General features: G+C 63.9%; 8 protein-coding genes and 1 pseudogene. 5 read left to right on the forward strand and 4 right to left on the reverse strand.

Translation table 11 applies throughout. The features are described from left to right. Nucleotides 1-673: 673 nt before the first annotated feature. A complete protein-coding gene (locus IC66_RS0109910; RefSeq protein WP_028140098.1) occupies nucleotides 674-1,486 on the reverse strand; it encodes a L,D-transpeptidase in 813 nt (270 codons plus the stop codon). Nucleotides 1,487-1,801: 315 nt separating this feature from the next. On the opposite strand from IC66_RS0109910, the gene IC66_RS0109915 reads away from it, so the two are divergent. Next, complete coding sequence (locus IC66_RS0109915; protein ID WP_028140097.1) at nucleotides 1,802-2,587, forward strand: protein phosphatase CheZ; 786 nt, start codon at nucleotides 1,802-1,804, stop codon at nucleotides 2,585-2,587. 207 nt (nucleotides 2,588-2,794) lie between these two features. Here IC66_RS0109915 and IC66_RS0109920 read toward each other — a convergent pair whose 3' ends face one another. Continuing rightward, complete coding sequence (locus IC66_RS0109920; protein ID WP_028140096.1) at nucleotides 2,795-3,316, reverse strand: hypothetical protein; 522 nt, start codon at nucleotides 3,314-3,316, stop codon at nucleotides 2,795-2,797. A 317-nt stretch (nucleotides 3,317-3,633) separates the two neighbouring features. Between IC66_RS0109920 and IC66_RS0109925 the strand changes: the two genes are divergently transcribed. The 3 genes and pseudogenes from IC66_RS0109925 (at nucleotide 3,634) to IC66_RS0109935 (ending at nucleotide 7,117) form a co-directional block, all read left to right on the forward strand. Beyond that, on the forward strand, nucleotides 3,634-3,930 hold the full coding sequence (locus tag IC66_RS0109925; RefSeq protein WP_018321905.1) for a co-chaperone GroES: 297 nt from the start codon (nucleotides 3,634-3,636) through the stop codon (nucleotides 3,928-3,930). Between the two features lie 147 nt (nucleotides 3,931-4,077). Next, nucleotides 4,078-5,709 (forward strand): annotated as a pseudogene (gene groL, locus IC66_RS0109930) (chaperonin GroEL). Nucleotides 5,710-5,908: 199 nt separating this feature from the next. Beyond that, a complete protein-coding gene (locus IC66_RS0109935; protein WP_038947507.1) occupies nucleotides 5,909-7,117 on the forward strand; it encodes a hypothetical protein in 1,209 nt (402 codons plus the stop codon). A 186-nt stretch (nucleotides 7,118-7,303) separates the two neighbouring features. Here the strand turns inward: IC66_RS0109935 and IC66_RS0109940 are convergent, their stop codons facing one another. Both IC66_RS0109940 and IC66_RS0109945 read right to left on the reverse strand, forming a co-directional pair. Continuing rightward, on the reverse strand, nucleotides 7,304-7,702 hold the full coding sequence (locus tag IC66_RS0109940) for an META domain-containing protein (protein ID WP_038947508.1): 399 nt from the start codon (nucleotides 7,700-7,702) through the stop codon (nucleotides 7,304-7,306). Nucleotides 7,703-7,861: 159 nt separating this feature from the next. Then, nucleotides 7,862-9,526 carry an L-lactate permease gene (locus IC66_RS0109945; protein WP_028140090.1) on the reverse strand — a complete coding sequence of 555 codons (1,665 nt, stop codon included), beginning with the start codon at nucleotides 9,524-9,526 and terminating at the stop codon, nucleotides 7,862-7,864. A 315-nt stretch (nucleotides 9,527-9,841) separates the two neighbouring features. Between IC66_RS0109945 and IC66_RS0109950 the strand changes: the two genes are divergently transcribed. Continuing rightward, nucleotides 9,842-11,447, forward strand: a 1,606-nt coding sequence (locus IC66_RS0109950; protein ID WP_038947509.1) for an ABC transporter ATP-binding protein/permease, incomplete at its 3' end; no start/stop codon positions are given.

Consider the following 11,447-nt stretch of genomic DNA (forward strand, 5'->3'; position numbering starts at 1 on the left):
CTCGAGCGTCTTTTGTGCCACGGCAAGGAGAGAGGACGCTCGATATAATATGACTAATGCGCAGCTCCATTGGACTGAGCTGAACGTTACCCGACGCGCCTGAATTCACCATGACAAATCAAATCGCCGTCTGACGCGTGCGACCGTAGACTCCCGGATTTCCAAATTCGGACATGGGTGTTCAACTGGAAGAACACGTTGCTCATGCCACACACCAATGTGGTTGCCTCTCTTGGTTATAGTCGGGGTTTTAAAAATGAGTCCACTTCAGCAGCGCATCGCAACCCTGACCAACGTGACAACTCATCTCATCACCGAGTTGTCGGAGTTGGAGGGACTGCACGAGCGCCTCAAGAAGGCAGAGCTGTCGGCGCGGCGGTTGAAACGCTCCGTTCGCGCATCTCTTTCCCATTCATCAACTCGTCGTCGCTGCTCTGTTGCCCCTCGTCTCGGTTCGAGGCGGCATCGTCGGCCAGCCTAAAGCATGATCCGGAAAAGTGCGCAGCGGTTTTCCGAAAAGATCATGCTTTAAGCGCGATGACGATTCATCCTGATCGCATCGCGCTTTAGACCTCGGCCGGAGGACGTACGCCGGCGGCGCGCAACGCCTTCGATGCCGCGCGTCGCGAGCCGGCGCGACACGCGGAGTTGACGGCTCGCAGCGCGCGCTGGGCTACATCACCACGACCTTGGTGCCGACATTGACGCGGCCGTAGAGGTCGATGACGTCTTCGTTGCGCATGCGGATGCAGCCGGAGGAGACGTTGGTGCCGATGGTCCAGGGCTCGTTGGAGCCGTGGATGCGGTACAGCGTCGAGCCCAGATACATCGCGCGGGCGCCGAGCGGGTTCTCCGGACCGCCTTCCATGTGCCGGGGCAAATCGGGACGGCGCGCGATCATTTCGGCCGGCGGCGTCCAGTCCGGCCATTCGCGCTTGGCTGTGATCGCCTTCACGCCGGACCAGGTGAAGCCGGGACGCCCGACGCCAATGCCGTAGCGCATCGCCCTGCCGTTGCCCTCGACGAGATAGAGGAATTTGTTCGGGGTATCGACCACGATGGTGCCGGGACTTTCCTTGCCGCTATAGTCAACAGATTGCTTCTCGAACCTTGGATCGAACTGACGCTGCCGCGGGTCGGCCGTCTCCTGCTGAACCGCGCCTTGCTGATATCCACCCTGCATCTGCGGCTCGCCCATCGGCGGCAGGCGGCGCTGGTCGTAATAGCCGGGCTGCTGTTGATAGACCGGCTGCTGCGGCGCGTAGGCCGGACCGCGGCCGGGACCGTCGCCGAACAGGAACTCGATGAAGCCGCCGCCCATGTTCGCATTGGAGGCGACGCGCACCGGCGCCGGCGGCACCTGCGGCTGGTAGAGCACCGCGGGCGGATCGTTCGGCACCGAATTGTCGAAGGCGCTGGCACTGTTTGCGCCGGCAATGAAGGTGCAAGCGCTGCCGAGCAGCGCGACAGACATTTTCTTGAACATCGACGTACTCTGTACTGTTTCGTCTAGATCACATGCGCCGTGGAGAGCTGATGGCTGGTCCGCGCCCCCGACGTGGTCAATAAAAAGCAAAAGCCGTTTTGTTTGGTAAACAGAAGCGGCGTTTGGATTCACCACGTCGTCAGCAGCGGGGCAATTTGGCGATCAGCGTTTATTTTCGATGAACGCCGCGCGCCCATGGTTAATCGCTTCTTTGCGCGCCGTCGCGCGCAGCCGCACAACAGTTCCTGCCGTGAACTTCGTGTTAAATCGCTTCTGCCTACAAAGACGCGTGAGTGAGGTGGGGGGAGTATCCAGATGGCTGTTCACCGCAAACGTTTTCGCGTCGAGGATATCGCTGGTGGCGAGATGCCGATTTTGGACGTAACTGAAGAGGCAATCCCGATGCATAGCGAGATCATGGCCGAGCTACGTGCGATCCGTGCACAGATGGCGAAAGGCACCGCGCCCTTGCCCTTGTCCGGCAGCGCAGCCATGGCGGCGATCGACGCCTCCACCGCCCACGAGCTCTCCGAGGCTCGGACCATGCTCGAGACCTATCGGGCCCAGATCGAGCAGTGCGAAAAGCTGAAGGTCGAGCTCGACCTCATCCATGACGCCATCGACCGCACCAAGCGCGAAATCGCGACACTGCACGGCAAGAGCTTTGACGGCGGCGAAATGGCCAAGGTCAATGGCGAGCTCGGCGCGGTGGTCGGCGGCACCGAGCAGGCGACCCAGCAGATCCTCGAGGCCGCGGAGTCGATCGACCAGGCCGCCAGCGCAATGTCCAAGGTGGACTCGATCGACCAGCAGAAGCGGCTCGCCGACGACATCCAGGAACGCGTCATCTCGATCTTCGAGGCCTGCAACTTCCAGGACCTGACCGGCCAGCGCATCAGCAAGGTGATGGGCACGATGAAGTTCATCGAACAGCACATCAATGCGATGATGGAGATCTGGGGCGGCGTCGACGCGATCAAGTCCCACGTCGTGCCGCAGGTCGACAATCGCAGCGAGGACGACAAGCTTCTCAACGGCCCCAAGCTCGCCGGCGACGTCGGCCACGCCTCGCAGGACGACATCGACGCGCTGTTCGACTGAGCGGACGCGGCATAGCGAAAAACAAAACGCCGGCGAGAGCCGGCGTTTTTGATTTTGGCCCAGCCCGTCATTCCGGGGCGGCTCGACAGAGCCGGACCCGGAATCCGGAGATTTAAGGCAGGAAGCTCACCACATCGAGATTCTCAGGTGCGCGAGTGCGCACCATAGTTCGCGCTTCGCGCGCCCCGGAATGACGGAAGACGAACATCACGCCCGCGGCGCGCAGCGGACGTAGACCATGTTGCCGTAGCGGGTGGCGGCGTCCTTGTCGATGAAGCGGGTGATCAGGACGCGGCCGTCGAAGGAGATGATTTCGCGGTCCTGCTCGCCGGGAGTCGGACCCGCCGGTCCGATGTAGTTCTTGCCGCTCGGCGAGCCCTTCAGCCGCAGCTCCTGGGGCGTTGCCTGGTCGGCCAGATGCATGATCACGCCGCCGGAGGAGCCGGCGGTGATCACATAAGGGTTCTTGCACTGGGCCCGGGCGGCGGCCTCGGTGCGGGCGCGGTCGGCCGGGTTCTGGAACGAGGCGAGGCCCCAGCGGCCGACGATCTCGTCGCCGCGAATGGTCGCAGGCATTTCGGGCGCGACGCCCGGCTCGGCTTCGGGCGGCGGCGAGGACGACGAGAAGGACGGCAGGCTCATGCCGCCGCCGCAGGCGCCCAGCAGCAGCGCCAGACAAGAGGCGGCGGCCAGATTGGCAACCGTGCGCGCGTGAGCTGAACTGATCATGGCATTCCCCCGAACAAGACCATGGCCGCACCCCTCCTGCAGCCAAGCGCAAAACCGCTGCCGGAGCAATGACGTCCTTTAATACGTCGGCGCCCCGAACAAGTTTCCAGTGCCACCATCCTATATCCGCCTCACCAATCGCTTAACCACCTTTGCTTGACAGGATCGCGGCCAAGCCATATTTCCGGGCCCACTATTAGCACTCGGAAAGCCCGATTGCTAAGCACGCCGTTCGATCCTCGGGATAGGGGGATGGACGGAAGCGCCGCCCCACCCACTTCCACTACTTCCGAAGCGAGCCTCCAAAGGGAAACGTCATGGCTAAATCCAAATTTCGTCCGCTGCATGACCGTGTCGTGGTCAAACGTATCGACGCCGAGGAAAAGACCAAGGGCGGCATCATCATTCCGGACAGCGCCAAGGAAAAGCCCTCCCAGGGCGAGGTCGTCGCCGTCGGCCCCGGCGGCCGTGACGAGACCGGCAAGCTGACCCCGATCGACCTCAAGGTCGGCGACCGCGTGCTGTTCGGCAAATGGTCGGGCACCGAGGTCAAGATCGACAACGAAGAGCTCCTGATCATGAAGGAGTCGGACATTATGGGCGTACTGGCCTAAGGCCATCCGCCTGAACAGCCGCTGAATGTCATGCCCGGATCCAGGCGGTCCGGGCATCCATCATTCCGCCGGGTTCGGTCCACGAATCCCGGAATTGATGCGACGGGCGAGCGGCAGACACATCACCAAACACGAGGGATTGCTAAAATGGCTGCCAAAGACGTCAAGTTTTCCGGAGACGCGCGCGATCGCATGTTGCGCGGCGTCGACGTTCTCGCCAACGCCGTCAAGGTGACGCTCGGCCCGAAGGGCCGCAACGTCGTCATCGAGAAGAGCTTCGGCGCACCCCGCATCACCAAGGACGGCGTCACCGTCGCCAAGTAGATCGAGCTCGAGGACAAGTTCGAGAACATGGGCGCCCAGATGGTGCGTGAGGTCGCCTCCAAGACCAACGACCTCGCCGGCGACGGCACCACCACCGCCACCGTGCTGGCCCAGGCCATCGTGCGCGAAGGCGCCAAGGCGGTTGCCGCCGGCATGAACCCCATGGACCTCAAGCGCGGCATCGACATCGCGGTCGCTTCCGTCATCAAGGACATCGAGAAGCGGGCCAAGCCCGTCGCCGCCTCCTCCGAGGTCGCCCAGGTCGGCACCATCTCGGCCAACGGCGATGCCGCCATCGGCAAGATGATCGCCCAGGCGATGCAGAAGGTCGGCAACGAAGGCGTCATCACCGTCGAAGAGAACAAGTCGCTCGACACCGAAGTCGACATCGTCGAGGGCATGAAGTTCGACCGCGGCTATCTCAGCCCCTACTTCGTCACCAACCCCGAGAAGATGACCGCCGAGCTCGAGGATGCCTACATCCTCCTGCACGAGAAGAAGCTTTCGGGCCTCCAGGCCATGCTTCCGGTGCTGGAAGCCGTGGTGCAGTCGGGCAAGCCGCTCGTCATCATCGCCGAAGACGTCGAGGGCGAGGCGCTGGCCACCCTGGTCGTCAACCGCCTCCGCGGCGGCCTCAAGGTCGCCGCCGTCAAGGCGCCGGGCTTCGGCGATCGCCGCAAGGCCATGCTCGAGGACCTCGCCATCCTCACCGGTGGCCAGCTCATTTCCGAAGACCTCGGCATGAAGCTCGAGAACGTCACTGTGAAGATGCTCGGCCGCGCCGGCAAGGTCGTGATCGACAAGGAGAACACCACGATCGTCAAGGGTGCCGGCAAGAAGCCGGACATCGAGGCCCGTGTCGGCCAGATCAAGGCGCAGATCGAGGAGACCACCTCGGACTACGCCCGTGAGAAGCTCCAGGAGCGTCTCGCCAAGCTGGCCGGCGGCGTCGCGGTGATCCGCGTCGGCGGCGCCACCGAGATCGAGGTCAAGGAGAAGAAGGACCGCGTCGAGGACGCTCTCAACGCCACCCGCGCCGCGGTGCAGGAAGGCATCGTCCCCGGCGGCGGCGTCACGCTGCTGCGCGCCAAGAAGGCGGTCGGCCGTCTCACCAACGCCAATGCCGACGTCCAGGCCGGCATCAACATCGTGCTGAAGGCGCTCGAGGCTCCGATCCGCCAGATCTCGGAAAACGCCGGCGTGGAAGGCTCGATCGTGGTCGGCAAGATCCTGGAGAACAAGTCCGAGACCTTCGGCTTCGACGCCCAGACCGAGGACTATGTCGACATGATCGAGAAGGGCATCATCGATCCCGCCAAGGTGGTGCGCACCGCGCTCCAGGACGCCTCCTCCGTGGCCGGCCTGCTGGTCACCACCGAGGCCATGGTCGCCGAAACGCCGAAGAAGGAAGCCTCGCCCGCGATGCCCGGCGGCGGCGGCATGGGCGGCTTCTAAGCCTCCGTTCCGTTACAATGTTGCGAAGGCCGCCTCCGGGCGGCCTTCTTTTTTGCCGACCCTGCCCCTCCGCTTTCCGATTCAACCGACGGCCAAAACCCACTACGGTGACGCGCCGATTCGAATTGTTTGGGCATGATCCTCTCGGAAAACCGCTTCACACTTTCCGGATCATGCCCGTTGCGCGAGGATTTCATCGATGCGTGCGCTTCTGGTTTGTTCGACAGCCCTTTTGGCTCTGCTTGCAGCTTCTCCGCATTCCGCATCCGCCCAGATGAAGCTGTCGCCGAAGGCCACGACGCCCGGTGGCCCCGAGACACGCTATTTCACCTCGATCGACGGGCTGATGGACGGCAATGCCGACGTGATCCTGAAGGAGACGCGCCAGGGCAGGACGGTGACGGCGGCCGTGCTCGACGTCTGCTATCCCGTCGCAAAGAATTCCGACCGCAAGGACCGCTTCGTCGTCAATCTCCAGGTCGCGGGCCAGACCCTGACCGGCACCGCGCAGAGCATCAGCGAGAAGGCGCCCGTCAGCGTCAAGCTGCTGCGCAAGCAGAGCGGCGACACCTTCGAATTCCGCGGCCAGATCAGCATTGGCCAGGTCGTGACCGAGGTGACCTCGCCCGACAATTCCGATCTCAGCGAGAAGGAATTTCAGGACAACCAGACCTCCGACGACGGCATCACGCCGCAGCCGAAGGATTTCACCGACGTCTCGCCGGAGGCGATCGCGGTCAAGGTCAAGCTCGACGCTGCAACCGACTTCCTGAAGAGCCTGAAGGGCCAGGCGGTCGAGGTGACGCTGGCGAGCCTCACGGTCGGCTGCGATGCGCTGCGCGCAGGCGAGCAGACCATCAACATGTCGGTCGATCCCGAGCGCGCCGGCGCGCTGCTGGCGAAATTCAAGGCGACGCCGGGCGTCACCGCCGCGGGCTGGACCGCGGGCATGACCGAGATGGACCGCACCATCCGCTTCGCCGCAGCCGACTGGCGCGAGGGCGACAAGATCAGCAAGGACAAGCTCGCGGCCGCCGTCTCGAACGTTTTGAGCCGGACGCTCGCGGCAAAGCCGGTCTCGCAAAGCTTCAACCCCGCCACGGGCAAGCTCAAGCTGGTCTTCAAGCGGCCGAACCCGGATTTCCCCGCGCTCGATCTCACCGACACGATCGAGGTCGCAGGGCTCGTCTCGCCCGACAAGCCGGGCGCGACCGACAAGCTCATGCTGTGGATCGGCAGCCCCGCGACGACGACCGCCGACGAGAGCAGCGGCGCCAAGCTCAATCTCTCCGACGACACGTCGGTCGACGAGGAAGGCGAGCAGCCCGACGACAACGGTTCGGTCGAGGCGCTTGCCAAGGAGCTCAAGGGCCAGCGCTGGGATGCCGATAAGTCGGTGTGGAAGTAGGCGCGCTGAACTATCGTGCCCCGGACGACACAAGCGCGTTTACGCGCGTCTTCGACGCGCTATGGCGCGAAGCGCTACGAGCCGGGGCCCAGAGGCCACACACGAATTTGCCGATAGAAAATCTGGGTCCCGGCTCTGCGGCGCATCGCTTGCGCGACGCGCCTTGTCCGGGACACGAGAGCGGAGCTAATTCCCCGTCGTCCTGAAGCGCAGCGGCTTGGGGCCGATCAGCGTCAGCACGTCGCCCTGACGCTTCCAGGTCTCGACGCTGCTCAGTGCTGCGACCAGATCGTCGTCGGCCTGCGCCCTTGCCGGCGGGCAGGAGCGATCCTGGATCTGACCGGGGACGAAGATCACGGTGTTGCCGGCGACCGAGAACTGGCCCTTGCCGCCCTTGCACCAGAGCTCGAGCACGACCTCGCCATGGTCGCCGATCTCGATGTTCGGAATTCGCTTCGAGCCTGCTTGCGGCAGCGCTTCCAGCGTCATCTCGGTGCCGAACGGGAAACCGTCCTCGGCACGCGCGACAATGGACGTCGCGAGCATTGCAACCGCAGCACACACCAATCGCTTGAGCGAAACCATGAGACCTCTCGTCCGACCTGATTTGCCGCACCTTCTATAAGACGGCGGCGCCAATGAGAAGGTTCGCTCAACCTGGAGCGCGATGAGATTTGATTGGGCGCAAAAATCCCCGCGGGGCGGAACCTCGCGGGGATTTGCGTTCGAGCCGGAGTTGGCCTGCTACTTCAGGACCATTGCCGTGAACGGCCAGACATAGGCCTGCAACGTCACGAGCACGCCGACGAGACAGGCCAGCACGATCGAGTGCCAGAACACGAAGCGCAGGATCGTGCCCTCGTGCCCGTACCAGTTGGTGGCAGTGGAGGCGACCACGATCGACTGCGCGTCGATCATCTTGCCCATCACGCCGCCGGACGAGTTCGCCGCGGCCATCAGGACCGGCGACAGGCCGAGCTGCTCGGAGGTGATCTTCTGCAGGTTGCCGAACAGCACGTTGGAGGCGGTGTCCGATCCCGTCAGCGCCACGCCCAACCAGCCGAGCAGCGTGCCGAAGAAGGGATAGAGTACGCCGGTTGCGGCGAAGGCGAGGCCGAGCGTCGCGTCGACGCCGGAGAGCCGCGTCAAGGTGCCGATCGCCAGCATCGCCGAGATCGTAATCAGCGAGATCGCACAGAGCCGGATGGTACGGCCGTACTCGGTCACGAGCTTGCCGGGACCGACGCCCATCAGGACACCGGAGATGATCGCCGCGATCAGCATGCCCGTGCCGGTGAAGGACAGGTAGGTGAAGCCGAACACGGCGCTCTCTTTCGTCGGCCCTGGCGCGACCGGCGGCATCTTGTTGATCATCTGGTGCAGCTCGGGCACGGGATAGTTCCAGACGAAGATCGAATTCGCCCAGGCCTTGAACGCCCCATTACCCCAGATCAGCATCACGATGCAGACGATGATCCACGGCAGCAGCGCGCCGAACAGTTCGCTCTGCGTCAGCGGCGTCTTGTCGAGCGGTTTGGCCGCCGCCATGGTGGCTGCCGATTCATCGCGGCCGCGCAGCGCCGGCGACAGCCAGAGCTGCCTGGGCTGCCAGACTTTGAGGAACAGGATCAGCGCGCCCATCGAGATCAGCGACGCGCCGATGTCGACGATCCAGGGGTTGATGAAGTTCGAGATCACGAATTGCGGAATCGCGAACGACACGCCGGTGACCAGGATCGCCGGCCAGACATCCTTCATGCCCTTCCAGCCCGCGAACGCCCACACCACCCAGAACGGCACGATCAGCGAGAAGACCGGCAATTGCCGGCCGACCATCGCGCCGAGGATGTAGGGATCGAGCCCGGTGACCGAGGCAAGGCCCTGGATCGGCGTGCCCAGCGCGCCATAGGCGACCGGCGCGGTGTTGGCGATCAGCGACAGGCCGGACGCCGCGAGCGGCGAGAAGCCGAGGCCGATCAGCACGGCGCCGGTGATGGCGACCGGCGTGCCGAAGCCCGAGGCGCCCTCGAAGAACGCGCCGAAAGAGAAGGCGATCAGCAGCAATTGCAGCCGCCGGTCCTCGGTGACGCCGCCGATGGCGCGCTTGAGCAATTCGAAGCGTCCCGTGCTCACCGTCACCTGGTAGAGGAAGATGACATTGAGCACGATCCAGCCGATCGGGAAAAAGCCGGTCACGATGCCCAGCACCGAGGCACGGATCGACATGTTCGCCGGCATGGTGAAGACGAAGATCGTGATCAAATTGGCCACGATCACGGCGATGACCGCCGCGATATGCGCCTGGACGCGACCGCTCGCGATCAGGACCAGCAGCGTGACGACGGGCACCGCCGCCGCAATCGTCGACAGCACCGGACTGTGCAGCGGATCATAGACTTGATTCCACATGGTCTTCCTCCCCCACGCATGTTTGCGGCAGACGGCCCGCGTGGAGAGCCGATCCTGCTTGACGCTGGAAGCGATAACCCCCGAGCTGGACGCGAATTCCTCGCGAATGCGGCGGTTCCCGTCCCGCTCACAAGCTCGCGAAATCCCAGAGCACCCCACCCCGCGCCGTCGAGCCCCATGCTAGGGTTGCAAGCTGCGACAAGCCAACGCAAATTGCAGCACTTGCGACTTTAGTCTAAGCGCGCCCATTTCCGCCATTGCCTCAAGCCTCTGGCTCCGGGCCGTTGTGCACATCCCCCTAGGAGATTCTGCTCTGTGAAGAACCTCAGCGCCACGCTCGCGATCGTCTGGCGAATCGCCGTCCCCTATTTCCGGTCGGAGGACAAGTGGGCCGGCCGCGGCCTGCTCGCCGTCGTCGTCGCGATGGAGCTGGTGCTGGTCGCGATCAACGTGCTGCTCAATCAGTGGCAGAACCGGTTCTACAGCGCCCTGCAGGCCTACGATCTGCCCGAATTCGTCAAGGAGGTCTGGATCTTCCTTGGGCTTGCCTTCACCTTCGTCGCTTTGGCCGTCTACAAGCTCTACCTGAACCAGTGGCTCCAGATCCGCTGGCGGCAATGGCTGACGCAACACTATCTCGGCGAATGGCTCGAGGGCGCCACCCATTACCGCATGCAGCTCAGGGGCGATGCCGCCGACAATCCGGACCAGCGTATCACCGAGGACGTCAAGAATTTCGTCGAGCAAACGCTGACCATCGGCCTAGGCCTTTTGTCGTCGATCGTGACGCTCGCCTCGTTCGTCGTCATCCTCTGGGGCCTGTCCTACAAGGCACCCTTGTACATTTACGGCACCGATATCCTCGTGCCCGGTTTTCTGGTCTGGTGCGCACTGGCCTACGCGATCGTCGGTACCGCGCTGACCCATTGGATCGGCGCCCCGCTCATCAATCTCAATTTCGAGCAGCAGCGCTTTGAGGCCGACTTCCGCTTCAACCTGATCCGCGTGCGCGAAAATTCTGAGCAGATCGCCCTTCTGAAAGGCGAGAACGCGGAGCGAGGGCATCTCCTGCGGCGCTTCGGCTTCGTCATCGGCAATTGGTACGAGATCATGGGACGGACCAAGCGCCTGACCGCCTTCACGGCAAGCTACGGTCAGGCGGCGACGCTCTTTCCCTATGTGGTGGTGGCGCCTGCCTACTTCGCCAAGCGCATCCAGCTCGGCGACATGATGCAGACCGGCTCGGCGTTCGGCAGCGTGCAGGATGCGCTGTCGTTCTTCGTCACCGCCTATCGCTCGCTCGCAGAGTGGCGCGCGGTGATCGCCCGCCTCGATGGCTTCGAGATGTCGGTCAGCTCCGCCGCCCACGGCGCGGCGCTCGAACCGACCATTGACATCGCACCATCGAACGGCAAGGCAATCGCGCTCGAGCAATTGCTCGTCAAACTGCCGAACGGCGCGCCTCTGGTCGCAGCCGATGCCTTCACGATCCAGCCCTCGGAGCGGGTGCTGGTGACCGGCCCGTCGGGCTCCGGCAAGTCGACACTGTTCCGGGCCATTGCCGGCGTCTGGCCGTTCGGCACCGGCACGATCGCCATTCCCGAGACGGCGAAGCTGATGATGCTGCCGCAGCGGCCGTATTTCCCGATCGGCGCGCTCGGCGACGCCGTCATCTACCCGACCGAGCACGGCTCGGTCCCGCCCGAGAAGATCCGCGATGCCTTGATTGCCGTCGGCCTGCCGCGACTGGCGGACCGGCTCGACGAGCACGGCCACTGGAACCGGACATTGTCGCTCGGCGAACAGCAACGCCTTGGGCTTGCTCGTGCGCTGCTACACATGCCGGACTATCTCTTCCTCGACGAAGCGACCGCCTCGCTGGACGAGCCGTCCGAGGACCGGCTCTATCGGCTGGGGGCGG

The organism is Bradyrhizobium genomosp. III, from assembly GCF_000261705.1.
GTDB lineage: Bacteria > Pseudomonadota > Alphaproteobacteria > Rhizobiales > Xanthobacteraceae > Bradyrhizobium > Bradyrhizobium ottawaense.

Bases quoted from the DNA above. Each gene is read 5' to 3' on its own strand.
- IC66_RS0109915 (WP_028140097.1), top strand. From the start codon at position 1,802: ATGGCTGTTCACCGCAAACGTTTTCGCGTCGAGGATATCGCTGGTGGC.
- IC66_RS0109920 (WP_028140096.1), bottom strand. From the start codon at position 3,316: ATGATCAGTTCAGCTCACGCGCGCACGGTTGCCAATCTGGCCGCCGCC.
- IC66_RS0109925 (WP_018321905.1), top strand. From the start codon at position 3,634: ATGGCTAAATCCAAATTTCGTCCGCTGCATGACCGTGTCGTGGTCAAA.
- IC66_RS0109910 (WP_028140098.1), bottom strand. From the start codon at position 1,486: ATGTTCAAGAAAATGTCTGTCGCGCTGCTCGGCAGCGCTTGCACCTTC.
- IC66_RS0109945 (WP_028140090.1), bottom strand. From the start codon at position 9,526: ATGTGGAATCAAGTCTATGATCCGCTGCACAGTCCGGTGCTGTCGACG.
- IC66_RS0109935 (WP_038947507.1), top strand. From the start codon at position 5,909: ATGCGTGCGCTTCTGGTTTGTTCGACAGCCCTTTTGGCTCTGCTTGCA.
- IC66_RS0109940 (WP_038947508.1), bottom strand. From the start codon at position 7,702: ATGGTTTCGCTCAAGCGATTGGTGTGTGCTGCGGTTGCAATGCTCGCG.